The organism is Lysobacter alkalisoli, assembly GCF_006547045.1.
GTDB lineage: Bacteria > Pseudomonadota > Gammaproteobacteria > Xanthomonadales > Xanthomonadaceae > Marilutibacter > Marilutibacter alkalisoli.
The window spans coordinates 487,145-513,668 of the sequence record NZ_CP041242.1; the positions used below are offsets into that span (position 1 = coordinate 487,145).

The 26,524-nt window shown below is 67.0% G+C and carries 23 protein-coding genes, 1 tRNA gene, 1 pseudogene and 1 riboswitch; of the genes and pseudogenes, 13 read left to right on the plus strand and 12 right to left on the minus strand.

Annotated features, from left to right (window positions below; all coding sequences use genetic code 11):
* The first annotated feature begins 117 nt into the window (after positions 1-117).
* The gene (locus FKV23_RS02125; RefSeq protein ID WP_244244073.1) at positions 118-810 is read left to right on the plus strand and encodes a response regulator; all 693 of its coding nucleotides are present in this window, start codon (positions 118-120) and stop codon (positions 808-810) included.
* Between the two features lie 49 nt (positions 811-859).
* Positions 860-2,833 carry a PAS domain S-box protein gene (locus FKV23_RS02130; RefSeq protein ID WP_141622375.1) on the plus strand — a complete coding sequence of 658 codons (1,974 nt, stop codon included), beginning with the start codon at positions 860-862 and terminating at the stop codon, positions 2,831-2,833.
* A gap of 21 nt (positions 2,834-2,854) precedes the next feature.
* On the opposite strand, the gene FKV23_RS02135 is transcribed toward FKV23_RS02130, so the two are convergent.
* From FKV23_RS02135 to FKV23_RS02145, 3 genes are all read right to left on the minus strand, one after another.
* Positions 2,855-3,571 (minus strand): Crp/Fnr family transcriptional regulator, encoded by a 717-nt coding sequence (locus FKV23_RS02135; protein ID WP_141622376.1) that lies wholly within the window; start codon positions 3,569-3,571, stop codon positions 2,855-2,857.
* Positions 3,572-3,781: 210 nt separating this feature from the next.
* Positions 3,782-4,624, minus strand: coding sequence for a universal stress protein (locus FKV23_RS02140; RefSeq protein WP_141622377.1), 843 nt, complete (start codon positions 4,622-4,624; stop codon positions 3,782-3,784).
* 66 nt (positions 4,625-4,690) lie between these two features.
* A complete protein-coding gene (locus FKV23_RS02145) occupies positions 4,691-5,530 on the minus strand; it encodes a universal stress protein (protein ID WP_141622378.1) in 840 nt (279 codons plus the stop codon).
* Positions 5,531-5,744: 214 nt separating this feature from the next.
* On the opposite strand from FKV23_RS02145, the gene FKV23_RS02150 reads away from it, so the two are divergent.
* A complete protein-coding gene (locus FKV23_RS02150; RefSeq protein ID WP_141622379.1) occupies positions 5,745-8,315 on the plus strand; it encodes a cation-translocating P-type ATPase in 2,571 nt (856 codons plus the stop codon).
* Between the two features lie 72 nt (positions 8,316-8,387).
* Here FKV23_RS02150 and btuB read toward each other — a convergent pair whose 3' ends face one another.
* The 3 genes from btuB to FKV23_RS02165 form a co-directional block, all read right to left on the minus strand.
* Positions 8,388-10,244: a TonB-dependent vitamin B12 receptor gene (gene btuB / locus FKV23_RS02155; RefSeq protein WP_141622380.1), complete on the minus strand. Its 1,857-nt coding sequence runs from the start codon at positions 10,242-10,244 to the stop codon at positions 8,388-8,390.
* 162 nt (positions 10,245-10,406) lie between these two features.
* Positions 10,407-10,655: riboswitch (cobalamin riboswitch) on the minus strand.
* 71 nt (positions 10,656-10,726) lie between these two features.
* Complete coding sequence (locus FKV23_RS02160; protein ID WP_141622381.1) at positions 10,727-11,092, minus strand: TfoX/Sxy family protein; 366 nt, start codon at positions 11,090-11,092, stop codon at positions 10,727-10,729.
* Complete coding sequence (locus tag FKV23_RS02165; RefSeq protein ID WP_141622382.1) at positions 11,089-11,589, minus strand: GAF domain-containing protein; 501 nt, start codon at positions 11,587-11,589, stop codon at positions 11,089-11,091. The genes FKV23_RS02160 and FKV23_RS02165 overlap by 4 nt, the downstream gene beginning before the upstream one ends.
* 78 nt (positions 11,590-11,667) lie before the next feature.
* On the opposite strand from FKV23_RS02165, the gene FKV23_RS02170 reads away from it, so the two are divergent.
* Together FKV23_RS02170 and bioD are read left to right on the plus strand one after the other, a co-directional pair.
* Positions 11,668-12,417, plus strand: coding sequence for a TMEM175 family protein (locus tag FKV23_RS02170; RefSeq protein ID WP_167284897.1), 750 nt, complete (start codon positions 11,668-11,670; stop codon positions 12,415-12,417).
* Positions 12,414-13,109, plus strand: a complete 696-nt coding sequence (gene bioD, locus FKV23_RS02175; RefSeq protein WP_141622384.1) for a dethiobiotin synthase — start codon at positions 12,414-12,416, stop codon at positions 13,107-13,109. The genes FKV23_RS02170 and bioD overlap by 4 nt, the downstream gene beginning before the upstream one ends.
* A 366-nt stretch (positions 13,110-13,475) precedes the next feature.
* On the opposite strand, the gene FKV23_RS02180 is transcribed toward bioD, so the two are convergent.
* The 5 genes from FKV23_RS02180 to FKV23_RS02200 form a co-directional block, all read right to left on the minus strand.
* Entirely contained in the window at positions 13,476-16,634 is a 3,159-nt protein-coding gene (locus FKV23_RS02180; protein ID WP_141622385.1) for an efflux RND transporter permease subunit, read from the minus strand.
* 151 nt (positions 16,635-16,785) lie between these two features.
* Positions 16,786-17,976, minus strand: coding sequence for an efflux RND transporter periplasmic adaptor subunit (locus FKV23_RS02185; RefSeq protein WP_167284900.1), 1,191 nt, complete (start codon positions 17,974-17,976; stop codon positions 16,786-16,788).
* Between the two features lie 737 nt (positions 17,977-18,713).
* A complete protein-coding gene (locus FKV23_RS02190; protein WP_141622387.1) occupies positions 18,714-19,112 on the minus strand; it encodes a phasin family protein in 399 nt (132 codons plus the stop codon).
* A gap of 156 nt (positions 19,113-19,268) precedes the next feature.
* Positions 19,269-19,622: a 6-carboxytetrahydropterin synthase QueD gene (gene queD / locus FKV23_RS02195; protein WP_141622388.1), complete on the minus strand. Its 354-nt coding sequence runs from the start codon at positions 19,620-19,622 to the stop codon at positions 19,269-19,271.
* 147 nt (positions 19,623-19,769) lie between these two features.
* Positions 19,770-19,846 (minus strand) — tRNA-Met (locus tag FKV23_RS02200).
* 145 nt (positions 19,847-19,991) lie between these two features.
* Here FKV23_RS02200 and FKV23_RS02205 point away from each other — a divergent pair.
* From FKV23_RS02205 to bfr, 3 genes are all read left to right on the plus strand, one after another.
* On the plus strand, positions 19,992-20,615 hold the full coding sequence (locus tag FKV23_RS02205; RefSeq protein WP_141622389.1) for an RNA pyrophosphohydrolase: 624 nt from the start codon (positions 19,992-19,994) through the stop codon (positions 20,613-20,615).
* Positions 20,616-20,718: 103 nt separating this feature from the next.
* On the plus strand, positions 20,719-20,922 hold the full coding sequence (locus FKV23_RS02210; RefSeq protein ID WP_141622390.1) for a (2Fe-2S)-binding protein: 204 nt from the start codon (positions 20,719-20,721) through the stop codon (positions 20,920-20,922).
* A gap of 148 nt (positions 20,923-21,070) precedes the next feature.
* The gene (gene bfr / locus FKV23_RS02215) at positions 21,071-21,541 is read left to right on the plus strand and encodes a bacterioferritin (RefSeq protein ID WP_141622391.1); all 471 of its coding nucleotides are present in this window, start codon (positions 21,071-21,073) and stop codon (positions 21,539-21,541) included.
* On the opposite strand, the gene FKV23_RS02220 is transcribed toward bfr, so the two are convergent.
* Positions 21,542-22,117: a DUF4126 domain-containing protein gene (locus FKV23_RS02220; RefSeq protein WP_141622392.1), complete on the minus strand. Its 576-nt coding sequence runs from the start codon at positions 22,115-22,117 to the stop codon at positions 21,542-21,544.
* 73 nt (positions 22,118-22,190) lie between these two features.
* Here FKV23_RS02220 and FKV23_RS02225 point away from each other — a divergent pair.
* The 5 genes and pseudogenes from FKV23_RS02225 to nudC all read left to right on the plus strand — a co-directional run.
* Positions 22,191-22,907: pseudogene (locus FKV23_RS02225) on the plus strand (DUF6776 family protein); the annotation flags it as partial.
* Positions 22,908-23,062: 155 nt separating this feature from the next.
* A complete protein-coding gene (locus FKV23_RS02230) occupies positions 23,063-23,479 on the plus strand; it encodes a bactofilin family protein (protein WP_141624993.1) in 417 nt (138 codons plus the stop codon).
* A gap of 115 nt (positions 23,480-23,594) precedes the next feature.
* Entirely contained in the window at positions 23,595-24,398 is an 804-nt protein-coding gene (locus tag FKV23_RS02235) for a DUF6776 family protein (RefSeq protein WP_244244075.1), read from the plus strand.
* A gap of 53 nt (positions 24,399-24,451) precedes the next feature.
* Positions 24,452-24,841 (plus strand): iron-sulfur cluster insertion protein ErpA, encoded by a 390-nt coding sequence (gene erpA, locus FKV23_RS02240; protein ID WP_141622393.1) that lies wholly within the window; start codon positions 24,452-24,454, stop codon positions 24,839-24,841.
* A 550-nt stretch (positions 24,842-25,391) separates the two neighbouring features.
* Positions 25,392-26,348 carry an NAD(+) diphosphatase gene (nudC, locus tag FKV23_RS02245; protein WP_141622394.1) on the plus strand — a complete coding sequence of 319 codons (957 nt, stop codon included), beginning with the start codon at positions 25,392-25,394 and terminating at the stop codon, positions 26,346-26,348.
* Positions 26,349-26,524: the final 176 nt, after the last annotated feature.

The window sequence follows — 26,524 nt, forward strand, 5'->3', positions numbered from 1 at the left end:
GGCCCCGCGGTTCCGGAGCCGGGAAAGGCAGTTACCATGCGTCGAGGCGCCAGAGAGCCGCGGATCATGAATGCATCGGGAACATCATCTGTCCGAAACAGTCGAGCACGGCCACACGTGCTGGTGGTGGACGACGATGTCGAGATCGGCGCGCTGTTGTCGCGCTACCTCGATGGTCAGGGCCTTTCGGTGCGCACCGCCCACGATGGCCGGCAGCTGCGCGAGGCCGTGCGCGAGGCGGATTTCGACCTGGTGCTGCTCGATCTGGGATTGCCGGACGAGGACGGACTCGACCTGATGCGCGACCTGCGCCGGCAATGGCAGGGGCCGGTGATCATCGTCAGCGGCCGCGGCGAACCGGTGGAGCGGATCATCGGCCTGGAGCTGGGTGCGGACGACTACGTGAGCAAGCCGTTCGACCTGCGCGAGCTGCTGGCCCGCATCCGTTCCGTGCTGCGGCGTGCACGGCCTTCCGGAGAGGGCGGCGACAGCCCCGGCTTCGAGTTCGATGGCTGGCGACTGGATGCCCGGGCCCGCCGCCTGACTCGCTCCGATGGCGGGGAGACCGAGCTGACCAGCGGCGAATTCGACCTGTTGCTTGCGCTGCTGCAGCGCGCCGGCCAGGTGCTGACGCGCGACCAGCTGATGAACGTGCTGCACGGTCATGATGCCGGTCCGTACGACCGCGCGATCGACGTGCAGATCGGCCGGCTGCGACGCAAGATCGAGACCGACCCGGCCCGGCCACAACTCATCAAGTCGGTGCGCGGGGCAGGATACCTGCTGGCCGCCCCGGTCAGGCCCTTCTGAGTATGCTCTTCTAGGCACGCTCTTCCGAACACGCTCCGGCGAGGCGCACATGTTCCCCCAACTGTTCGAAATGGTGCCCGACGCGCTGGTGGTCGTCGACCAGGACGGCCGCATCCTGCTTGCCAACCGGCAGGCCGAACGGCTGTTCGGGTATCCGTCCGGGGGGCTGACGGGGCTGCCGGTGGAGACGCTGATGCCCGAGGCCTCGCGCCAGCGGCATCGCTCGCATCGGAACGCCTACATGCAGGCGCCGCGGATGCGGCCCATGGGCGGCAGCGGCATGACCCTGACCGGGCAACGCAGGAGTGGTGAGCCGTTCCCGGTCGAGATCGCCCTGAGCCCCCTGGAGAGCGACGAGGGCCTGCGCTACCTGGCTTCGGTCCGCGACATCTCCGAGACCCAGCGTGCCCGGCAGGCGCTGGTCCGTGCGCGCTACGACGCCCTGGTCGCACGCATCGGGCAGCAGGCGCTGGCCTCGATCGACGATCCGTATGTGATCGACCGGTTGCCGGCGCTGCTGGCCGAAACCCTCGCCGTGGACACGGTAGCGGTGCTGTTCCTTCGCGGTGAGGGGGGAATCGAGGTCGGCGCGGCGGCGGGACTGGGCCCGGCCGCGACCGGAATCAGCGAGGATCGGGAGGCCTGGCGGCGGATCGTCGAGGGTCGGCCGATGATCATCGAAGACCTGGCGGACGATCCCGGTGCGCTGCCGCTGGTCGAGGACAAGGGCAGCGGCGTCATCGTGCCGCTGCTCGACCGCGGCCGGCCGATGGGGGCCCTGATGGCGTGGTCGTGCGATGCCGGGCACTTCGACCACGATGCGCTGCACCTGTTGCAGTCGGTTGCCAACATCGTGGCCGCGCTGGTCCAGCGGCGGCGTTCGGAGGAGCAGCTCGCGCATGTCCAGCGTCTGGATGCGATCGGCCAGCTGACCGGTGGAATCGCGCACGATTTCAACAATCTGCTCACCGTGATGTCGGGCAACCTGCAACTGCTGGAAATGCATTGCGAAGGCGATGCCGAAGCGACCCGGTTCATCGGCACTGCCCTGCGGGCGGTGGGCCGGGGCAGCGAGCTTACCGGCAAGCTGCTGGCATTCGCGCGACGGCAGCAGCTGAACCCGTGCGCGATCGAACCTGCGCGGTTGTTGCACGAGCTCGACGACATGCTCCGCCGGACCCTGGGCGACGGCATCAGGGTCCGGATCGAATGCGCCGAGGGACTGCCATCCGTTTACGCCGATCCGACCCAGCTCGACGTGGCGCTGCTCAACCTGGCGCTGAACGCGCGCGACGCGATGCCGGAAGGCGGCGAGATAGCCATCTCGGCCGGGCAGCGTGCGGGTATCCCGGGGCAGGCCGTGACCGGGCCGGGAGCCGGCCACCACATCGTGTTCACCGTCGCCGACACCGGCCACGGCATGTCGGCCGAGACGCTGGCCCGGGCGGTGGAGCCGTTTTACACGACCAAGCCGACCGGCCGGGGCAGCGGGCTCGGCCTGAGCATGGTCTACGGCTTCGTCGAACAGAGTGGCGGCAGCATGCGGCTCGACAGTCGGCCCGGCCGCGGTACCCGGGTGGAACTGTATCTGCCATCCGCGATCCCCGGGGGGGAGGTGGATCCCTCTCCGTTGGCGCCCGGCACCGTTGCGGGAGAAGGCGAGACCGTGCTGGTGGTGGAGGACGAGCCGGCCGTGCGCGACATCGCGGCGGCATTCGTGGGGTCGCTCGGCTACCGGGTGCTGGCGGTTGGCAATGCGGGCGAGGCGCTGGAGCAGTTGGCGCGGGATCCGCAGATCTCGCTGCTTTTCAGTGATGTGATGCTTGGGCCCGGCATGAACGGACGGGCGCTCGCGGAAGCTGCGCGCCGGCGCCGGCCGGAGCTGGCCGTGCTGCTGACCTCGGGCCACGCGGATGCTGCGGCCGAAGCGGGTGCCGAGGCGTTCGAGCTGTTGCGCAAGCCCTACCGGCGCGAGGACCTGGCCGAGGCCCTGCGCCGCAGTCTCGACGGCGTGCGCAGCTGACAGCTGAGCCGCGTCCCGGCCTCAGCGTGGTTCCATCAGCAACCTTCTCAGGCCATCGGCGTCGTCGATGCGGACGGCGCGCCGCTGCACGTCGATCAATCCCTGTGCCTGCAGCCGTGACAGCGCCCGGGTCACCGTTTCCAGTTGCAGGGCGAGAAAATTGCCGAGTTCGGCGCGGGTCATGCGCAGCAACAGGTCGCGCGCACTGAAGCCCAGCCGTTCGAGCCGGCTGGCCAGGTCGAGCAGGAAGGTGATCACCCGCTGCTCCGCATTCAGGGTGGCCAGGGCCAGCATCCAGCTCCAGTCGCGGCGGATTTCGCTGGCCAGCAGCGCGGTCAACCGCTCGTGGAACTCGGGCAGGTCGGTGTGCAGGCGGGCAGTCGGGAGCTCCCATACCTCGCCGAAGTCGAGCGCGACCGCGTCGCAGGTGTAGCAGGGCATGTCGAGCGAGTCGATGCCGAGCAGCTCGCCGCGCATGCGGAAGCCGGTGATCTTCTCGCGGCCGTCCTCGCTGAGTATGCAGGTCTTGAAGAAGCCGGCATGGATGAAGAACAGCGAGTGGCGAGGTTGCCCGGCGCGGAACAGATATTCACGGGCTTCCAAGCGTCGCCGCTGTGGTGCCAGCCCGGCCAGCAGCCCTTCGAGATCGGTGGCGGCTCCGGCGGGGATTCCGGCCAGCCGACCGTGATGGATCGCGGCAGGTGGAAGAGTGGCAACAGCGGGGGTCGTGTCCAGCATGGCGGCAGTCCTGGCTCCAATGGCAGGTACAAGCTAGCCCGCCGGCTCCACACGACGATGTGGTTCGCGTAACCGTTTGTAACAGCCGGTGACGGTGACGCACGAAGAGCGCGTGCCCGTTGCACAGGAGATGCTCCACACCGCAATCAGACGCTGAAGTGAGCGTGCGCCCGAGGCCGGCGTAACGATCCGAAGGTTCCCGACGTTGCCCTAGTGCGAGAACAGCACCGGTATCGGTGATTGTTCGAGCAGATGCCGGGTCACGCCCCCGAATACGCGCTCCAATGCCCGCGAGCGGCTGTAGCCACCGGCTACGATGAGGTCGGCCCGGCTTTCGAGGGCATGGCCGAGGATGGCTTCGCCGGTGAAGCCGAGTGCGCGCGGGCGCCGGACCAGGCTGGCGGATATGCCGTGACGCTCGAGGTGTCCGATCAGGCAGGCGTCCAGGCGTTCGGCATCGCCATTGCCGCTGCCGCGCTTGCCGTCGCCGCGTTCGACCATCAGCACGTCGACCGAAGACGCCCGCCGCAACAACGGCAAGGCATCGTGCACGGCGCGCGCGGCCTCGCGCGAGGACTTCCAGGCGATGACGACATGGTTGAACGCCCGGCCCTCATCGCTATCCGGGACCATCAGCAGCGGCCGGCCCGATGCGATCAGGAGGTCGCCAAAAAGCGCCCGCTGGACGGGCTGCAGGGGACGCTCGACGCCCATCACTGCCAGGTCGGCATGGTGCGCATGGAAAGCGGAGATCTCGCCGGGCGCGAGCCAGCGCGACTTCGACAACCGGACTTCATGGGCGACGGATTCGCGGGCCAGCCGCTGCTGGACGGCCTTCGTGAGTCGCTGCTCCGTGGCGGCCACGGTTTCATCGATCGAATCGAAGATTCCGTCAGGCGGATACGCCCACGCGGATGGCGCCCGCGAAACGAGACTGACCGTCACCAGTGCGATGACGTGGCCGTCGTCGGCCGCAGCAAGCGCGCACGCCCGGCGCATGGCCGACTCGTGGATGTCTTCCGACGCGACCGGAAGCAGGATGTCCTTGAACATGGTGGGTTCTCCGGAATGAGTAGGGCGGGGTGCGGCATCAGGATCTTCGCGTGTGTCGATCCGGGATCAGTGGGAGAACAGGATCGGAATCTGCATGGCCGACAGCAGGCCGCGGGTCGTGCCACCCAGGGCCCATTCGCGGAAGCGCGAATGGCCGTAGCCGCCTGCGACCAGCAACTGCGCGTCGACGCGGGCGGCATGCCTGAGCAGGACCGTCTCCACCGTTTCATGACGTGCGGGTCGCTGCAGACGGACGAGGTCGACCTTGAGTCCGTGTCGGGCGAGATGGCTGGCGATGGCGGTGTCCGGCAGCAGTTCCGGGTCGCTTTCGCTCGACTCCACCATGACGACGTCGATGGCCTTGGCCTGTGCCAGCAGCGGCATCGCATCGTGGAGCGCCCGGGCCGCTTCGCGTGTTGGCTGCCAGGCGATGACGACGCGCCGGAAAGGGGGCTGGATCAGTAGGCGAGGGGGAACCATCAGGACCGGCCGTCCGGTCTTCATGACCAGTGTGGCGAAGTAGGAATGGATGACGGCGGATGAATGGGCGTTGCCGTTGGCCGACGTCATCACCACCAGGTCCGCGTTGCGGGCATGCGACGCGATGGCGTCCGGCGGCTCGGTGACCAGCGATTCGACCACCTGCGCCGAGGCAAAGATCGGGAGTTCGTCCAGCCGGGTCCGGATCCGCGCCGCTTTCAGTTCGGCCTGGTTCCTGAGCTCGTCGTGGAGTTGCAGGACGGCATTGTCCTGCGCCATTCCGACCGGAGAGGGATCCGGGATGGGCAGCTTCAGGGCGACCAGGACGGACAGGTGTGCGCCCTCGCTCGACGCAAGCGCAATGGCGGCTTCCAATGCGTTCACATCGCCGTTGCTGCCGGTCATGGGCATTACCAGGTCTTTCATCGTCCAGCCGCTCGTGGGATCGGTTGATGTCGGTCATTGGACCCCTGTATGCGGTCGAAGGGCTTGATCTGGATCAACGCAGGCCCGCATCCGGAAGTGTCGCTCGCGCCGCTGGCGGATACCGGGAAACCGGTCGATTGATCGTGATCAACTCCACGCGCAAGCGGCGGATCTAACGTGGCGGCACTCTTCCCGTCGATATCGCCGCGAGCCGATGGCCCCCGAGACACCTCCATTCCATTGCCAGGGCACGGACGCCGTTCTAGCAGGGCTGTCCAGTTCCCGGACTGGCCTGAGTGCGGCCGACGCCGAGGCGCGGTTGGCATGCCACGGGCCGAACCGGTTGCCGGAAGGGCGTAGTCGGACCGTGCTGGAGGTGTTCCTGACGCAGTTCAGGAGTCCCTTCATCTATCTGTTGCTGGCGGCCGGCCTGGTTTCGCTGCTGTTGTCGCACATGGCCGATGCCGTCTTCATCTTCGCCGTGCTGCTGATCAATGCCGCCATCGGATGCTTCCAGGAATGGCGGGCGGAGACGCGATCGCGTGCGTTGCGCGCATTGATCAAAGGCACCGTGGCCGTCTGGCGCGACGGCCGCCTGCAGCGGCTGCCGACAGAAGTGCTGGTGCCGGGCGATGTGGTCCAGGTCGAGAGCGGGGAACGCGTGGCGGCCGATCTGCGCCTGATCGAGGCACGCAACCTGCTCGTCGACGAAAGCCTGCTGACCGGCGAATCGGCGGCGGTGCTCAAGCACGCCGATGCCATGCTGGAGAGCGTGACGCCGCTGCCCGAGCGCGTGACCATGCTGCATGCCGGAACCACGATCCAGGTCGGTCGTGGCCTGGCAGTGGTGGTGGCCAGTGGCGACTCGACCACGGTCGGCCAGCTGGCGGCGGAACTGGAGCGGCCCGACGCACCGCCTCCGCTGGTCCGGCGCATGGCCCGCTTCACCCGCCATGTGGTGGTCGCGGTAGTAGTGGTGATCGCGTTGATCACCGCGTTGGAACTGATGCGCGGCGCTTCGGCCGGCGACATTTTCCTGCTTGCGGTGGCGTTGGCGGTATCCGCGATTCCGGAAGGCTTGCCGGTGGCGATGACCGTAGCCCTGTCGATCGCGACCCATCGCATGAGCCTGCGCAACGTGATGGTGCGGCATCTGCCGGCGGTCGAGGGGCTCGGCGCCTGCACCCTGATCGCGACCGACAAGACCGGCACGCTGACCCAGAACGTGCTGACGGTCGAGCGGCTATGGGTGGCCGGCGCCGGCGAGGTCGCGCCAGATGCCGCCGCGTCGAAGTCGCTGCTGGTCGCAGCCGCGCGTGCCAGCGAACGTGCGGCCAGCAGCGGCGAGGGCGTCAGTGGCGATGCGGTCGACCTGGCCTTCCTCGACGCCGCGGCGGCACACGGCTGGTGTCCGGACGACGACGATCCTGCGCTGGTCGTCGCGCGTGTGCCCTATGAGCCGCAGAAGCGCTTCGCGGCCTCGATACACGCCGATGCGGAGGGGCTGGTCGCGTATGCCAAAGGGGCGCCGGAAACCATCCTCTCGCTATGCGGGCATGTCGCCCCCGCGGCGCAGACGGCGGTCGAATATCTGTCCGGTGCCGGCTACCGGGTGATCGCCGTGGCCGAAGGCCGGGTCGCGAACGCACATGAGGACGGGCTGGGCGGACTGTGCCTGCTGGGCTTCGCCGGCCTGATCGATCCATTGCGGCCCGAGGCCCGCGGTGCCGTCCACGCGGCGCAGAGCGCGGGCATCCGCGTGGTCATGGTCACCGGCGACCATCCGCGCACCGCGGCTGCCATTGCCGGCCAGCTCGGACTGGAGCTGACGCCGGATGCCGTCGTGACCGGGGCCGAACTGGCGGCGCTGCCCGTCGAGGGGTTCGATGCGGCAACCAGCCGGGCCAGCGTGTTCGCCCGTACCGAGCCGCTGCAGAAGCTGGCGATCGTCGAATCCCTGCGTCGCGATGGGCACGTGGTCGCGGTCACCGGCGATGGCGTCAACGATGCGCCCGCCCTGCATGCTGCCGACATCGGCGTGGCGATGGGCAAGGCCGGCACTGATGTCGCCCGCGACGCCGCCGATCTGGTCCTGGCCGATGACAACTTCGCCTCGATCGTTTCCGGCATCGAGGAAGGGCGGATCGCCTACGACAACCTGCGCAAGGTGATCGCGCTGGCGATCTCCACCGGCGTGGCCGAGGTCATGATGGTGCTGGTGGCCACGTTGACCGGCCTGCCGCAGCCGCTGACCGCAGTGCAGCTGCTATGGCTGAACCTGGTCACCAACGGCATGCAACACGTCGCGCTTGCATTCGAGAAGGGTGAGGCTGACGTGTTGCAGCGCCGCCCGCGCGCGGCCAATGCCCCGGTGTTCGATCGCCGGATGATCGAGCAAGTGCTGCTGGGCGGGGCGGTGATCGGCTCGATCGGTTACGTGTTCTATTACTTCGCGCTGGCGACCGGAATGGAGCACGTGGCCGCGCAAGGCGCAGTGTTGTGGCTGCTGGTCTGGTGCGAGAACGCACACTGTTTCAACTGCCGCTCCGAGAGCGAATCGGCATTTCGGATCCCGCTGTGGCACAACCCCTTGCTGGTCGCCGCCGTGATCGGCACCCAGCTGCTGCAGATCGCGGTGCTCGCGATTCCGCCGCTGCGCGATCTGCTCTCGCTGCAGGCAATGACCATCGCCGAGGGCCTGCAGCTGGGTGCGCTCGCCCTCATCGTGCTGTTCGCGATGGAGCTCTACAAGATGTTCCGCCGCCGGCATCCGATCAACGGCTGAGGCGCTGCGCCCTGCATCGACGCAGCCGCCTTGCCGCACCCGTGGACGATGGTGTCCGCGGACGCGACCGGTTCACTGCGGCGCGTAGCGCAGGGTCAGGAACCACTCGCGGCCGGGCTGGTTGTACCAGGCCACGGTCTCGTATTTGCGGTCGAACAGGTTGGCGACGCGGGCCTGCAGGGTCCAGTCGGGGTGGAAGGCGTACTCGGCGCGCAGGTCGAAGGTCGCGTAGCCGCCCAGGCGCGTGCTGTTGGCGACATCGTCGTAGCGGCTGCCTTCGGCGACGCCGGTCAGGCCGAGGCGCACGGCACCGAAATCGCGATCGATGTCGATGCGCGCGTTGTGGTCGGCGCGGCGCGGCAGTTTGTTGCCGGCGAAGAAGCCTTCGCGATTCTCGGTGTCGACGAAGCTGGCGCTGGCATTGACGACCCAGCCGGCCAGCTCGGTGTCCATGCCGACCTCGGCACCGCGCATGCGTGCGCTTTCGATGTTGTTGGGCAGGAAGATGCCGGCGTCGTAGGCGATCAGGTTGTCGGCGCGGGTGTCGAATGCGTCGATGCGCCAGTTGATCGCGTCCCCGCGCCGGGCCAGGCCCAGCTCCCAGCTCTTCGATTCTTCCGGCTTCAGGTCGGGGTTGCCGAAGAACGGAAAGTACAGTTCGTTGAAGGTCGGTGCCTTGAACGCGGTGCCGTAACCGGCGGTGATCCGCCAGCCGTCGCCGAAGCCCATCCCCCAGGCCACACTGCCGGTGGTGTGGCCATCGAACTGCTCGTTGTCGTCGCGGCGCAGGCTGGCCTCGAACGAGTGTGCGCCGAACCGTCCTTGGTACTGTACGAAACCGGCGTGGTTGCGGCGCGAGGTCTCGGCATATTCGGTGCTGCCCTCGACGCGGTCGCGCAGCCAGTCGAAGCCGATAGTCAGCATCTGGTCACGGGCGAAGGTGAAGTCGCCCTGCACGGTGGCGCTGTCGCGGTCGGTGTCGAAGCGGCCGGCGGGGTTGCTGTCCTTGTAGTTGTCGGAAGTATCGCTGTTGCGGCCGACGACCAGCTTGAACGCCGCCACGTCCGACGGCTGCCATTGCGCGTTGGCGCCGATCACCTGCTGGGTGATCTTGGACAGGTTCTGGAAGCTGCCGTCGTATTCGTTGCGGCCCTCGGCGCGCAGCGCGTGCACACCGAGCGAGAGGGTCTCGGTGGCGTCGATACCGGCGCGGGCCGACAGTGAGCGGTTGCGGTAGCCATCGTCGTCGGGTTCGTCGGCAAAACAGCCGGCGCCGAAGTCGAACGGATCCGACGGGTCCGGGCCACGGCCGCGGCAGGCGTCGAAGCCTTCGGTATTGGTGTAGGCGGTGTCGAGACCGAACCAGGCATTGCCGCTGCGGCCGCCGAGGCCGGCGGTGCCTTGGGCATAGTCGTGGCTGCCGACCGTCGCACTTCCCCGCATGTGCAGGCCCTCGCGGTCGCGGCGGGTAAAGATCTGGATCACCCCACCGATCGCATCGGCGCCGTACAGGCTGGAACGCGGGCCGCGCACGACCTCGATGCGCTCGATCATCGCCAGCGGCAGGTCCTGGAACGAGACCAGGCCCGAGGTCGGCGAACCGACGCGGATGCCGTCGATGAGCACCAGCACGTGGTCGGACTCGGCGCCGCGCAGGAACAGCGTGCTCAGCTTGCCGGCACCGCCCTGGTTGGCGATGGTGATGCCGGCGCGGCCGCGCAGCAGATCGGGCAGGTCGCGGGCCTGGCTGCGCTCGATCGCCTCGCGGTCGATCACCTCCACCGGCACCAGTGCGTCGTTGACGCTGATCGCGGTGCGATTGGCAGTGACGGTGACCTCGTCGAGGTCGGTCGCATTCTGGGCGCGGGCCGGCGATACGGCGGTAGCCAGCGCGGCGGCAACGGCCAGGGACAGGATCTTTGCGGACATCGGGGGCTCTCTCCATCGCGGGCCTGGCGGCCACGCATTGCGTTCGGGTTACGCGTGGGAGGAGCGAGGCGTCGACGGACGGCAGCATGCCGTCATCGCTGCCGCGATGCCCTCCGCATCGCAATCAGTCATGGGCCTGCCGCGACCGGTGTGCAGTCATCGGCATGGTCCGCCCACGAGGCCGGTCTCCGGACTTGCAGGGCAGGCGGCCGGATGGACGCCCCGGCTTCCGACGCCTTCCCGCGCGCTGCACGGTGGCCCGTGTCGGAAACCTTGCCTGCTTACCGTTGCGGGGGCAGTGCCGGAATGTTGCGCGCCGATCGATTCAGTGGTCGATCGCGGCAGGTCACCGGCTTCCCGTTTCAACCCGGGCCGGTCGGCCCTGGGTCACCTCGAAGCGCGCGTAGTCTACGCCAAAGGCGAGGAGTGAGTGGAGAGGAGTAAGAAGTGAGAGAAAAAGCAGGCTCTCCCCCACTCGCTTCTCACTCCTCTCCACTCTCCACTGCTCCCGGGGGCGGCGGCTCGACCGTATCGGCGGTCATTACCGTCGTGCGCACCGGTGCCGCGGCCGGCTTGTAGCGCGGCGGCGGCAGTTGCTCGATCGCGGCTTCGGCCTCGGCAACCAGTTGTTGCCGCCGAGGTTCGGGCACCTCCTGCCAATGGCAGTCGCACAGCGCGCCCTCGATCGCGTACAGCAGGTTCATGGTCGGCTTGAAGCCGGCACGCTTGATCCGCATGTAGGCCTCCACCGGCCCCGCCGCCTCCAGCTCCTCGCGCGTGTGCAGGCCGACCTGGCGCAGCCACGCCGCGCTCTTGGGGCCGATATTGCGGAGCTTGGGCAGAGTCATGCCGGTGCGTTCCCCGTGGTTTGTTCCATATAGATACGGGCAATGGCTTCCAACCCGGCCTGGTCGTCGGCATCGAAGCGGCCGCGCAACGGACTGTCGAGGTCGAGCACGCCGATCAGGCCGCCATCATTGTCGACCAGCGGCACCACCAGCTCCGAGCGTGAGGCGGCATCGCAGGCGATGTGGCCGGGGAAGGCATCGACATCTTCCACGCGCTGGGTTTCGCGGCTCGCCGCGGCCACTCCGCACACCCCCTTGCCGAGCGGAATGCGTACGCAGGCCGGCAGGCCCTGGAACGGGCCGACCACCAGTTCGTTGCCATCGAAGAAATAGAAGCCGACCCAGTTCAGGTCCGGCAGACTGTTGAACATCAGCGCGGCCAGATTGGCGGCATTGGCGATGCGGTCGTGCTCGCCATGGACCAGGCCGCGGGCCTGCTCGGCGAGTTGGGCATACTGTTCCGGCTTGCTGCCGGTGAGGGCGGTGGCGGCGAACATCCCCGGAGTCTAGCAGTACGCCGCGGCGCGTTCAGGCTTACCATTCGTGCGGTCGAAACCGATCCGGGGGATGAGACCATGGACCTGCACCAACTGCCGGTGGACAACGGGTTCCGCCTGCGTGGAAGCTCGGTGACGCGGGTGGAGACCTTCGTCGACGCGGCCTTTGCCTTTGCCGTGACCCTGCTGGTGGTTTCCTTCGGCGCGATGCCGGAAACCTTCGCCGAACTGTACGAGGCGTTGCGCCGGTTCCCGGCTTTCATTGCCGGGTTCGCGATCCTGGCCCTGTTCTGGCATGCCCATTACCGCTTCTGCCGGCGGCTCGGGCTGGAGAACACCGGGGTTGTCGTGCTGAGCCTGGCGCTGGTCGCGACGGCCCTGTTCTATGTGTACCCGTTGCGGATGGTGATGTCGGCGGCGATGCACTTCATGACTGCGGGCTGGGCGCCGAGCGAGTTCCGGGTGGAGAGTTTTGCCGAGTTCCGCCTGATCTTCGTGATCTACGGCGTGGGCTTTGCGACGCTTGCGATGTTGGTTGTGATACTCAACCGGCATGGCCTGCGGAAAGCTTCTGAATTGGGCCTGGATGCCGCCGAACGACTGATCCTGCGCTCGGAAGTGGTGGTGCATGCGGTCTACATCGGCTGCGCTGTGCTGTCGATGGTGCTTGCCCTGCTGCTGCCGGAAGGTCAGGGCTGGTGGCTGGCGCTGCCGGGGTTGGCTTACGGACTGATGGCAGTGATCCTGCCGGCTTATGGCTACCGCGTTGGGCGGCGGGTAGATGCCCGCCTCGCCGAGCGCGACGCATCGGAGAAGGGAGCTTCATGATCGAAGGCGTTTATGTCACCGGCACCGATACCGGTATCGGCAAGTCCGTGGCCAGCGCCTGCCTGTTGCACGCGCTGCGCGCGCGCGGTCTGCGCGCGGTCGGGATGAAGCCGCTGGCCAGCGGCTGCGAGCGGACCGTTGACGGCTGGCGCAACGAGGATGCGTTGCTGCTTCAGGCAGCCAGCGATCCGGTTCCGGGCTATGACGACGTCAACCCGTTCGCGCTGCCCGAACCGCTGGCGCCGGAATTGGCCGCGCGTGCGGCCGGGGTCGAGGTCGCACTGGATCCGATCGCTGCCGCCTTCGGGCGTCTGTCCCGAAGTGCGGATCACGTGGTGGTCGAGGGTGTCGGCGGCTGGGCCGCGCCGCTGTCGGCGACGTTGGACCAGGTCGACCTGGTGCGCGCGCTGGACCTGCCGGTGGTGCTGGTGGTCGGCCTGCGGCTGGGCTGTATCAATCATGCCCGACTCACCGCGCGCGCGATCGAGGCCGATGGCCTGCGCCTGGCCGGCTGGATCGCCAACGGCATCGACCCGGAAATGGCGCGGGCCGACGACAACTTCGCGTTGCTGCAGAGTCGCCTGCAAGCGCCGTGTCTCGGGCGCCTGCCGCACCTCGACGACCTGCGAATTCTGGCCGAAAAGACGCTGGCCGAGGTGCCGCTGGACGTGTCGGCGCTGCTGGATCGATAACCGATAACGGTAGCCCGGGCAAGGCGGAGCCGCACCCGGGACGTGTGTGCCCGAATCCCGGGTGCGGCTTTGCCTTACCCGGGCTACGGAGGCTGGAATGCGAAGCCGGCCCTTCCCGGGATTCCGCTTCTGGGGCCACCAGTCATGTCCGAACGCCGGGAGTGAAGGCCCTTGGGTGCGAAATCAAGGAGGAGGCGCCGGCCTTGGCCGGTGCCGGGGGACATTCGCATCCAAGGGCCTTCGCTCCCGGCGCCCCGGTCATCCAGCAGGTCCGGCGCTTTCCCCTCGACTGGGCGAAGAACCAAAAAAAGCGGACGCATTGCTGCGTCCGCCTTCGTCGTGTTGCCTGTCCGGGCTACGGAATCGTTACGTCACCGGTTCCGGAATCGCTTCGATCTCGTCCCCGTGCCGCTGCGCCGAATGGTCCTGGGCCAGGTACAGGTAGAACGCCGGCAGCACGAACAGGGTGAACAGCGTGCCGATGGTCATGCCGGAGGCGATCACCATACCCATCGAGAAGCGCGAGGCAGCGCCCGGGCCCTTGGCGAGCAGCAGCGGGAACATCGCGAACACCAGCGCGGCGGTGGTCATCAGCACCGGGCGCAGGCGGATCCCGGTGGCCTGCTCGATCGCCTCGCGCTTGCTCAGGCCCTGCTCGATCTGCAGCTTGTTGGCGAACTCCACGATCAGGATGCCGTGCTTGGAGATCACGCCCACCAGCGTCACCAGGCCGACCTGGGTGTAGATGTTGATGCTCATGCCCGGGAATGCCTCGATTCCGGAGAAACCGAGGATGTTCGACAGCAGCGCCAGCACGTTGAGCGTCAGCAATGCGCCGCAGATCGCCATCGGCACGGTCAACAGCATGATCAGCGCATCGCGGAAACTCTCGAACTGCGCCGACAGCACCAGATAGATGATGATCAGCGCCAGCCCCATCGTCACCAGCATCGCCGAGCCTTCCTGCTTGAACTGGCGCGACTCGCCGGCGTAGTCGACGCTGTAGCCTTGCGGCAATACTTCGTTGGCGGCTTTCTCCAGGATCGCCAGCGCCTCGCCCTTGCTCACGCCCGGGCGCGGGGCGAAGGTGATCGCCACCGCGTTGAGCTGCTGGAAGCGCTTGAGCGACTGCGGCTGCGTGCTCTCCTTCAGTGTCACCACGGTCGACAGCGGGATCAGCTCACCATCGCGGGTGCGGGTGTAGTAGTTCTCCAGATCGCTGGCATTGAGGCGGTCGCTGCGCTGCACCTGCGGGATCACCCGGTACGAGCGGTTCTGCATCGCGAAGCGGTTGGTGTAGCCGCCCGACAGCAACGCCGCCATGTCGGCCGCGAGCGTGCGCATGTCGATGCCGAGCGAGGCCGCCTTGTCGCGGTCGATGTCCACCTCGATCCGCGGCTTGTCGATCTTCAGGTCCTTGTCGAGGAAGATGAAGCGCTTGCTCTCCATCGCCCGCTGCAGGATCGCGTCGGCCAGTTCCGACAACTGGCTGAGGTCGCCGACGCCGCCGATCACGAATTCGCCACCGCCGTCACCGCCCGCGCTGGGCAGCGAGGGTGGCACCATCGCGAATACGTTCAGGCCGGTGACCTCGCTGATCTGCGGCTGCAGGCTCTGCTGCAGCACCTGGTTGGTCGAGCGCGAGCGCTCGCTCCAGGGCTTGAGCACGAAGCCGGCCATCGCCGACGGGCTGGCGCCGCCGCCGCCGCTGCCGAAGCCGCCGTTGAACAGGAAGTAATTGTCGACCTCCGGCACGGTCTTGGAGATCGCGGTGATCTCCTCGGTGTAGCGCTCCACGTAGTCGAGGGTGGCGTATGGGTCCGCCATCGCGATCGAGAAAATGAAGCCCTCGTCCTCGACCGGCGCCGGTTCCTTCGGTGCGGTGGCGTAGAGGAACCCGCACGACACCAATACGATGGCGCCGAACACGGCGATCACCGACTTGGTTTCCAGTGCGCCATGCAGCTTGCGCTGGTAGGCGCGTTGCAGCGTCTCGAACTTCTGGTCCAGCCAGGCCTCGAGACGGCCCTTCGGGTGTTCGGGATCGTGCTCCTTGAGGATCTTCGCGCTCATCATCGGCGACAGGGTCAGCGCGATCACGCCCGACAGCAGCACCGCGCCGGCCAGGGTGAAGGCGAACTCGGTGAACAGCACGCCGGTCAGACCGCCCTGGAAGCCGATGGGTATGTACACCGCGACCAGGGTGGTGGTCATCGCGACCACCGGCCAGGCCAGCTCGCGCGCGCCCTTGAGCGCGGCGGCATGCGGCGTCATGCCCTCCTCGATGTGGCGGTGGATGTTCTCCAGCACGATGATCGCGTCATCGACCACGATGCCGATCGCCAGCACCATTGCCAGCAGCGTCAGCAGATTGATGGTGAAGCCCATCAGCATCATCAGGAACAGCGCGCCGACCAGCGATAGCGGCACCGCGATCGCCGGGATCAGCACGCTGCGCAGCGAGCCCAGGAACAGGAAGATCACCACGATCACGATGATCACCGCCTCCACGATCGTACTCACCACCTCGTCGATGGCTTCCTGGATCGACTCGGTACTGTCGTAGGGGACGGAGCCCTTGATGCCCTGCGGCAGTTGCGGAATGATCTGCTCGTCCCACAGCGTGCGCACGTCCTTGATCACGTCGAGCGAGTTGGCGTCCGGCGACACGAAGACGCCGACGAAGGTCGCAGCCTCGCCGTTCATGCGCACCGAGGTACCGTAGCTCTCCGATCCCAGCATCACGTCGGCGATGTCGCCCAGGCGCACGATCGCGCCGTCCTGCTCGCGGATCACCAGCTTCTGGAATTCCTCCGGCGTGCGCAGGTCGGTGCGCGCGGTCATGTCGATCGCGACCATCTGACCCTTGGTCGAACCCACCGCGGCCAGCACGTTGTTCGACTGCAGCGCGGTGGAGACGTCGCTGGCGGTGACCTGGAGTGCAGTCATGCGGTCAGGCTTGAGCCACACCCGCATCGCGAACGTGCCGGCGCCGAGGATGTCGGCGCGCTGCACGCCCGGCACCGTGACCAGCTTGGGCTGGATCACCCGGGTCAGGTAATCGGTGATCTGGTTGTTGTCGAGCGTTTCGCTGGCGAAGGACAGATACATCGCCGCGATCTGCTGACCCTGCTGCAGGTCGATCACGGGATCCTCGGATTCCGGCGGCAGCTGCCCACGCATCTTGTTGACCTTGGCCGCGATCTGGGTCAGCGCCTCGTTCGGGTCCTGGTCCAGGCGGATGTAGGCCGAGATCGAGCTGACCCCGGCCGAGCTGGTCGAGGTCATGTAATCGATGCCCTCGGCGCTGGCGATCTCGCGCTCCAGCGGCGTGGTGATGAAGCCTTCGATCAGGTCGGCGTCGGCACCGAAGTAGGTGGTGTTGACGGTGACCACGGCGTTGCGCAACTCGGGGTACTGGCGCACGTTCAACTCGCTGTAGGCGCGCAGGCCGAACAACAGGATGAACAGATTGAGGACGATCGCCAGGACCGGCTTGTTGATGAAGATATCGGTGAATTTCATGCGAGCGGCCTTGTGGGGGTGGCGCTGTGGGATTCTGATGTGAGGCCTCTTTCTGCTCGTCGCTCCCGCGAAGGCGGGAGCCCATGGACTTGGATGTTGGTGGGTTCAACGTCCATGGATCCCCGCCTGCGCGGGGATGACGGGCAGAAAATCAGCGGTTCTCCGGACGTGGCTGCTCGTCCGCAGCCGGTTGCACCTTGTTGTTGAGGGTGACTTCGGCATCGTTGCGCAGCTTCAGCAGGCCGCTGGTCACGACCTCATCGCCGGGTTCCAGCCCCTCGGTGACCACGATCAGGTCGCCACGGGTCGTGCCGGTCTTGATGAAACGCTGGCTCACGGTGAGCTTGTCGCCGGTCAGCGGATTGCCCTGCATGTCCTTTTCGCCCTCCGCACGCGGGGTCCTGTCGATCACGAACACCGCGTTGCCATAGGGGTTGAAGCTGACCGCGGTCTGCGGGATCACCATCACCTCGCGCTCGCTGCCCAGGGAGAAGCCGACTTTGGCGAAGCTGCCCGGACGCAGTGCGCCATCGGGGTTCTGGAACGTGGCCTGCACCTTGAAGTTGCGGGTGCTGGAATCGACCAGCGGCTCGATCGCGGTGACCTCGCCCTCGAACACCTGGCCGGGCAACGCGTCGACGGTGGCCTGGACCTTGCCGCCTTCCCTGACCTTGCCCATCTGCTGTTCCGGCAGGCTGAAATCGAGGTAGATCGGGTCCAGCTGTTGCAGGCTGACGATGGCCGTGCCGGGCGAGACGTACTGGCCCAGGTTGACCTTGCGGATGCCGAGCACACCGGAGAACGGCGCACGGATGGTTTTTTGTGCGATCAGCGCGCGTTGCGCGTCTGCCTGCGCCTGTGCGGTGGCTGCGGCGGTGGCATGCTGCTGCGCCTCGTCCCGCGACACCAACTGCTCGCGGGCCAGCTGCTGCCAGCGGTCGCGCTGCGTGGCGGCCAGGCGGGCGGACGCCTCCAGCGATTTCAGCGTGGCTTCCTCGTTGGCGGTGTTCAGCCGCACCAGCACCGTGCCGGCCTTGACCGGTTGTCCGGCGTCGAACTCGAGCGAGCGGATCACGCCGCCGGCTTCGGTGGTGACGTCGGTGCCATTGACCGCGACGAAGGTACCCACGGATTCGCCCGCGTCGTTCCACTGCTGGGTCTGGACGATGGCCGAGCTGACCGCGACCGCCGGCTGCGGCATGTTGTCGAAGAACTTGTTGGTCTGCGCGGCGAAGAACGCCTTGACCGCAAACACGCCGCCGAACACGACGATCGCGCCGATCAACATCAGGATCATGCGCTTGCGCGTGGAAGGGGGGCGCTTGTCTGCATATTTCGGCATGGGGGAAGCCTCGCGGCGATGGCGCCGGTAGTGGTGGAGCAGGTGGGGTGACGCCATGGTCCGGACAATGCCGGACGGCGCCCACTCCCATTAGTTTACTGAACCAATGGGTCCAGTATTGTGGAGGTGAACCGGCCGGCGATCAATCCTGCAACCAATAACAGGCTCTAAAGACACATGCTGCAAAGGCAAACGTAGTGCGCGGACAATAAAGAAGAGTTCTTCCCCTGATTGAGGGAAAAGCGCCGGATCTGTTGGATGACTGGAGCGCCGGGGGCGAAGGCCCTTGGATGCGAATGTCCCCCGGCACCGGCCAGGGCCGGCGCCTCCTCCTTGATTTCGCACCCAAGGGCCTTCGCCCCCGGCGTTCCGACATGAATGATGGTCCTGGAAGCGGACTTCCGGGGGGAGGGCCGACTTCGCGTTCCAGCGTGGCCGCGCGACCCGAGGTGGCCTGCCGGCCTTGACGGCGAAATCAAGGAGGAGGCCGCCGCCACGGGCGGCGGCCGGGGGACATTCGCCGTCAAGGCCGGCAGGTCGCGTCGGGACAGTCAGGTAGCGGCGAGTACCGGCGGTCGAACGCAAACGGTAGCGTCCACGCCTTCGCTGAAGGCGATCTCCGCGATCAGGCGAAGAACCATAAAAAAACCCGGCAGCCGAAGCTGCCGGGTTGGATCCAGACGCGGCGGAGGGAGGGAGCCCGTGCGCCTGGAGAAACGGTACGCTTTGTCGCTTTATTACTTTGCGGCCTTGGCGGCTGCCTTGGTGGCCTTCTCGACGTTGGCCTGCGCGGTCTTGGCGGCCGACTCGAACTGGCCCTTGGTCAGCTCGGCGATCGCCTCGTTGGTCTTCAGGGTGCGGCCGACGGCCTCCTGGCCGGTGCTCACTGCACGCTCGACGTTCTCGCGTGCAACCTGCACGCCCTTCGGCCACAGGGCCTTGAGGCCGTCGAAGTCACGGGCCTCGGTGGCCTCTTCGAAGAAGGCGAAGGTCGCGGTGGCGCGTTCCTCGACCGCAGCCAGCTGCAGGCCGAAGAGGGCCTCGGCATTCTCGAGGGTCAGGCGGTTGATCTGTGCGGCGGTGTCCGCGAACTGGCGCGTCGCGGCGATGAACTGCTCATTGAACTGCGGGTACATGACGAACTCCTGCTCGGGGGAACACCGACGGGATGCCGGTTTGTGCGTTGCAGCATATCCCCCTTTTTGTTGCGATGCAACAACGGCAGGCGGCCGTCGGATTGCCGTTCAGCTTCGATCACTAAAGTGCTGAAGAATCAATGAGTTGTGTGACGCTCAGCCGCGGTAGCGGCAGCCCGAGGTGCAGGTTTCGTGCACCACGACCTCGCTCAGCAGTGGCAGGGCCGGCTTGAGCCGTTCCCAGATCCAGACCGCCAGACGCTCGCTGGTCGGGTTCTCCAGGCCCTCGATGTCATTGAGGTAGTGATGGTCGAGCCGGTCGTACAGCGGCTGGAAGGCCTGCTTCACGTCAGCGAAATCCATCACCCAGCCGGCTGTCGGGTCCAACTCGCCGGACAGGTGGATCTCGACCCGGAACGAATGCCCGTGCAGGCGCGCGCACTTGTGACCTTCCGGCACGTTGGGCAGGCGGTGCGCGGCTTCGATCGTGAAGACCTTGAAGATGTCCATGGCTGGAACCTCGGATCGGCGAAGCGCCCGTCACGCTGCGCGAAACAGTTTGGCCGGAAACGACAAGGCCCGCGAGACCGCGGGCCGGAGCATGCTTCTAGCTGGATGGGCTCGTAGCCGCATGGCTTTCGCCGCGTCGTCGGGCGATGGTGGCTATGGGTGGACTCGAACCACCGACCCCGTCATTATGAGTGACGTGCTCTAACCGGCTGAGCTACATAGCCATGGGGCGAACCGCGAATTTTTCCTGTTATCGGGGATGTTGTCAATCATCGTGAAGTGCGCGGCAGGGCGGCTTGTGGTGCCGGCGGCGGCGTGGCAGAGTCGATGCCAGTGACGCAAGTCAAATGAATTCCGGGAGTCCGCATCGTGATCGATCCGGACGGCTATCGACCCAATGTAGGCATCATCCTGATGCGCCCCGACGGCCGGTTGTTCTGGGCCCGCCGCGTGCGCCGCGACGGCTGGCAGTTCCCGCAGGGCGGGATGAACAGCGACGAAACCCCGATCGAGGCCATGTATCGCGAACTCCGCGAGGAGACCGGCCTGCTGCCCGGGCACGTCGAAGTGCTTGGCGCCACCCCCGGCTGGCTTCGCTATCGACTGCCGCAGCGGGCGATCCGCCGCAACGACCGGCTGGTCTGCATCGGCCAGAAGCAGGTCTGGTTCCTGCTGCGGCTGGTCGGACGCGAAACAGATCTGCGCCTGGACCTGACCGACACGCCCGAGTTCGACCACTGGCGCTGGGTCGACTTCTGGTACCCGGTCGAGCATGTGGTGATGTTCAAGCGCGGCGTCTATGCCCGCGCGCTGGACCATCTTGCGCCGTTCGCGCGCCAGATAGCGGGGACCCAGGCGGTGCCGGTGCGTGAACCCGACCCGCGTATCGCCGGCTGGCAGCGCGGTCGAAACCGGCCGCGGCCGCGGAATCGCGAGCCCGGCGCCCGTATCGATGGCCGACCCCATGGGCACGATCGCGGCGGATCGGGTTGAGGTTCCAGGCTGAATACGGCCAACGATTGACAATCATTCTCATTCGTAGTGGAATATCCGTGCAGCCGATCCGGCTGCGTGGCGAACGGGCCGTTCCGCACCTATGTACGTCTGCATCTGCAATGGGGTGACCGAGCATGACATCCGCGAGGCGGCCGAAGCCGGCTGCGGCAGCGTGCCGGAGCTGACCATGCGCACCGGCGCCGGTGCCAACTGCGGCAGTTGCCTGGAACTCGCCGCCGAGATCCTCGACGCCCATGGCCCGGTCCGCGAACTGCCGCTGCCGATGCTGCAACAGGCAGCCTGAGCGTCTTGCGCCGTTCCGGCGCGCACTCCTTTTACTGGCACTTCTTCCTGATACTGATTCGCGAGTGCGGCTGCGGCCGATTCGCGTTCCGTCATGGCTGTGCGTCACGCGCTAGAGTGCCGCCATTGAACCCCCACGGAGCACGGCCATGAAAGGCGACGCCAAGGTCATCGAATTCCTCAACAAGGCGCTCTACAACGAGCTGACCGCGATCAACCAGTACTTCCTGCACGCCAAGATGCTGAAGAACTGGGGACTCAAGGAGCTCGCCGAGCACGAGTACCACGAGTCGATTGACGAGATGAAGCACGCCGACAAGCTGTCGGAGCGCATCCTCTTTCTCGACGGCCTGCCCAACTTCCAGGCGCTGGGCAAGCTGCGCATCGGTGAGAGCCCGCGCGAGGTGCTGAACTGCGACCTCGCGCTGGAACTGGAAGCGGTGCCACTGCTGCGCGAAGCGATCGCCCATTGCGAGAAGGTCGCCGACTTCGTCAGCCGCGATCTGTTCTCCGACATCCTCGACTCCGAGGAAGAGCACGTCGACTGGATCGAGACCCAGCTCAGCCTGATCGAGCGCGTTGGCGAGCAGAACTACCTCGCCATGAAGATGGAGAGCTGATCAGGCTGGCTTCGGCGCGCGCCGGAACAGCTTGCGCCAGACCCACCAGATCGCCAGCGCGATGCCAAGGCTGATCAGCAAGATGGCGGTCAGGGTCAGCCACGGGTAGGCGAACACCAACGCCAGCGCGCCGACCACCGCGATGTCCTCGCCGACCGAAGCGGTCCAGTTGGTGACCGGTTCGGGCGAGGTGTTGAGCAGCGCCCGGGTGCCTGATTTGAGTACGTGGCTGGTCAGTGCGACCCCGGCCCCGGTGGCCAGCGCGCCGGCGCCGAGCTGGCCGTCGGACGACAGGGTGGCGGCGGCGAGGAAGGCGCCGGCCGGAATCCGCAGCAGGGTCTGCAGCAGGTCCCAGCCCGAATCCACACCCGGGATCTTGTCGGCGAAGAATTCCGCTACCGCCAGCGTGCCCGACACGCCCAGCACCCACGGCGACTGGGTGACCTGCAAAGCCTCGGGCAGGTCCAGCCAGCCCAGCGCACCGGCCAGGCCGACCCCGAACACCGTCAGGTAGGCACGGATGCCTGCCAGCCAGGCCAGAACCACGCCAATTGCGAACAGGTGCGCATCTGTCATCGTCGTGTCCCGGCTAGAATCCGGAGTCGAGTATAAAACCGGGCGCGCGGGGAGCGTGCCGTCGCCATCCTGTATGAGCCTTTCACCGGGGAAGACACCGCCACCGCGTTATCGCATCGTCCAGCAGGGGCCGGATCGCCGGCCGCTGGTGTGGACTGTGCTGGTTCTGGTCTGGCTGGGGTCGCTGGGGGTGGCCTGGGTCGGATCGAGGCATATCGCCGCGCCGCAGCTGCCTGAAGTCAGCCGCGAACTGTCGGAGGCGCGCAGCGTGCTCAAGCGGCAGCGCAGCGAGCTGGAGACATTGCGGCAGCGCACCGCGATCCTGGAGAAGTCGGACCAGATCACCCGCAGCGCCAACAAGCAGGTCCAGCGCAGCCTGGCCGAGCGCGAGGAGGAGATCGCCGGGCTGCGCGGCGATGTCGCCTTCTACGAGCGCCTGGTTGGCGCGACCACTCCGCGCAAGGGCCTGAATGTCCATTCCAGCCAGTTCACCCGTGAAGCCGGTGGCACCTGGCGCTACGAGATCGTGCTGACCCAGAATCTCAACCGCGGCGCGGTCAGCGAAGGCCGGCTGCAGTTTTCGCTCGAGGGCGTGCAGAATGGCAAACTCACCTCGGTGGACTGGGATGCCCTGCACCAGGCCAAGGGGGCACCGGCGCAGCCGTATTCGTTCCGTTACTTCCAGCAGCTCGCCGGTAGCGTGATGCTGCCAGCCGGTTTCACCCCGCAACGGGTGAAGGTACGGCTGCGCGGCTCAGGGGGCTCGGTCGACCAGACCGTGGCTTGGCAAGGGCAGGATGCCGATCTCGATACCGTTTCCGGCAGGCCCGTTTCCAGCAGGTCCGCTTCCGGTGGGCCTGTTCCTGGCAGAGCTGCTCCCGGCAGGTCTGCCAATGCGGTCAGTGCCGCCGGCACGGCCAATGTCCTACATGGGGAATCATGAGTATGTTCAAGAACAAACCGGCCCATATCGAAGGCCAGGTCGACACCCTGATCGGGCCGCAGGTGGTGTTCCGCGGCGACCTCGAGTTCAGCGGCGGGCTGTACATCGAGGGCAAGGTGATCGGCAAGGTGATCGCCCACCAGGGCGAGAAGGCGACCCTGACCCTGGCCGAGGGCGGCACGATCGAGGGCGAGGTGCATGCCCCCGTGGTGGTGATCAACGGCACCCTGACCGGCGATGTGTTCGCCGCCGATCGGGTCGAGCTGGCCGCCAAGGCGCGGGTACAGGGCAATGTCCATTACAAGGTTGTGGAGATGTGCGCCGGCTCGACCCTGACCGGCCGCCTGATCCATGCCGACAGCACCCTGTCCGAGCAGACCGCGTCGCCTCTTCGCGAGGAGTTTGTCGAGGCAGCCTGAGCCGTCCCGGCCTGCCCGGAGCCGACCACGGCATGCGGCTGGTCAGCTGAACCGCGCATGCCGGCCCTGCCCGGAGCCGGTTGACGCCATCCTTCGCCGCTTCTATATCGGAGCGATGAACGACTCCACGCGCCCCGGGGCGGTCCCGCCGGAATCCGAAGCCGGCATCCCCCTGTCGCCCCTGATTCCGATCCGCTGGCGTGGGCGCGTGGCCGGGGCGCTGGTCGCGTTGACCCTGCTGTCACTGGCCTTTGGTGCATGGGGGCTGTGGCGTTTGTTGTCGCCGGAGTCCGGGGACATCCATGCCCGCCTGGCTGCCAGTGAGAAGGCGCGTGCCGGATTGCAGGTGGCGGTCGAGGACTTCGAACAGCGGGTCGCGACCCTGACCCGTTCCGATCAGATCAGCCGCGACGCCAATCGCGACCTGCAGAACGCGCTGTCGGAGCGTGACGAGGAGATCGCCGGCCTGCGTGCCGATGTCGCTTTCTACGAGAGGCTGGTCGGGGCCACAGGGCAGCGTCGCGGTCTCAGCGTGCACGCCATCCGCATGCGTGCGCAGAACGATACCGCCTGGCATTTCACCTCGACCCTGACCCAGAACCTCAACCGCGGCGCGGTCAGCAGTGGGCAGCTGACGCTGGCCGTCGAGGGCAGTCGGGACGGTCGTCGCGAAATTCTCGATTGGGACGCGCTGCGCCAGGGTGAGGACGTGCCGGGGCTGGAATATTCGTTCAAGTACTTCCAGCAGATCGAGGGCGACCTGTTCCTGCCCGAGGGTTTCGAGCCGGTACGGGTTACAGCGCGACTCCAGTCGCGCTCCGGCGCCACTGTGGAGCAGTCGTTCACCTGGGCCGATGCGACCCGCGAGGCGGCCGGCAATACCGGCGCCGAGGCCGCAGATCGTTCCGACAAGGGCTGAACCTCCGCGCCAGCGCGCTTGAATACAGCCGCCGCGCGCCCCATCCTGATCGCATGGACATCACCCCGCTCCCGACCGCCAAGGCCGAGGCCACCCCCGACTACCAGTCGATCGACCGGCCGCTGAGCTTCACCTTGGCCGCCGCCGCCAAGGTGCGCGAACTGATCGCCGAAGAAGGCAACGACGCGCTCAAGCTGCGTGTGTACATCCAGGGCGGCGGCTGCTCGGGCTTCCAGTACGGTTTCGAGTTCGACGAAAGCCAGGCCGAGGATGACCTGGCGGTGGAAACCGACGGCGTGACCCTGCTGGTCGATCCGCTCAGCCTGCAGTACCTGATGGGTGCCGAAGTCGATTACACCGAGAGTCTGCATGGCGCCCAGTTCGTGATCCGCAATCCGAACGCCAAGACCACCTGCGGCTGCGGGTCCTCGTTCTCGGCCTGAGATTTTTTGGTTCGCCCAATCGAGGGAAAAGCGCCGGGTCTGTTGGATGACCGGGGCGCCGGGGGCGAAGGCCCTTGGGTGCGAATGTCCCCCGGCACCGGCCAGGGCCGGCGCCTCCTCCTTTATTTCGCACCCAAGGGCCTTCGCCCCGGCGTTCCGACATGTCCGGTGGTCCTGGAAGCGGAATCCCGGGGAGGGCTTGCTTCGCTTTCCAGCGTAACCGTGCGATCCGCCGTGGCCTGCCGGCCTTGGCGGCGAAATCAAGGAGGAGGCCGCCGCCACGGGCGGCGGCCGGGGGACATTCGCCGTCAAGGCCGGCAGGTCGCGGCGGGACAGCCAGGTGGCGGTGAGAAGTGGCGGCGAGAACCGGCGATCGAACGCAAGCGGCAGCGTCCATGCCTTCGCTGAAGGCGAGCTCCCCCTCACGTGAGAGAAGACCAGGTGTTGCCCTCGCCGCCCCAGACCTTCTCCCACGCGCGGGAGAAGGAAGTGAGGGCAAACGCCGCATCGGCGACAATGGGGCGCTGCAGCTCCCGTCGACCGCCGCCCGATGACCGATCAATCCCCGTTCGCCTTCATTCCCACCGCGCCGGGCGAGTTGCCTGCGGCCGCGCTTGACCGTGCCGATCGCCTGCGTGGCGATAACTCCGCCCTCGACCGGCTGTGGGCGGAAGCATGCGTGTTGCTGCTTGATGCCTCGGGCCGCGCGTTGGCCGATGCCGATGGCCAACCGGCTGCGCCGCGTGGTGCGGAACTGAGCCGCGGCACCGGCGGCAGTGGTCTGGCCACCTTCCTCGGCCTGGCTGCGGATGGCCGTGCCTGGTTCTCGCTCGATGCCGAACTTGTCGCGTATGCAGCCCCGGGCACGCTCGACCTGCGTTCGGCGGCCGCATTGTGGCCGCTGCAGGAAGCGGCGGTGTTCGCGCAGGCACGGGCGATGCAGCACTGGCACCGGCGTCACCGGTTCTGCGGGGCCTGCGGAGCGGAGATGAGTGTCGAGCGCGGCGGCTGGCTGCGCCGCTGTGGCGGCTGCGGCCTGGAACACTATCCGCGCACCGATCCCGCGGTGATCGTCGCTGTGAGCGACGGCGAGCGCCTGTTGCTTGGCCGCCAGCGCGACTGGCCGCCGGGCCGGCATTCGGTGATCGCCGGCTTCGTCGAGCCGGGCGAGTCGCTGGAGCAGGCGGTCGCGCGCGAAGTCGAGGAGGAGACCGGCCTGCGCATTCGCCATTGTCGTTACCTGGCCTCACAGCCATGGCCGTTCCCGGGCACGCTGATGCTTGGCTTCGTCGCAGAGGCCGATCCGGTCGAGCCCCAGGTCGGCGAGGAGTTGGAAGCCGCGCGCTGGTTCACCGCCGACGAGATCCGCGAAGCCGCCCGCCGTGAGGCCGTGGGCCAGACCGAGGGCGCCGACCTGTTGTTGTCGACACCGATCTCGATCTCGCGCTGGCTCATCGACCAATGGCTCACGAACAACGAAAGTGAGGGCGCCAAGCCCCCTGAGTAGGGGGCGATTCGTGCCGCAGGCGCGAATGGGGGTATGGGAGTGCATTGACGGGGCCCGGCACCTGCGCAGCAGGTTCTGGGGTTTACCAAGCAGGGCTTGGTAAACGTCCCCCTGAGTAGGGGGCGATTCGTGCCGCAGGCGCGAATGGGGGTATGGGAGTGCATTGACGGGGCCCG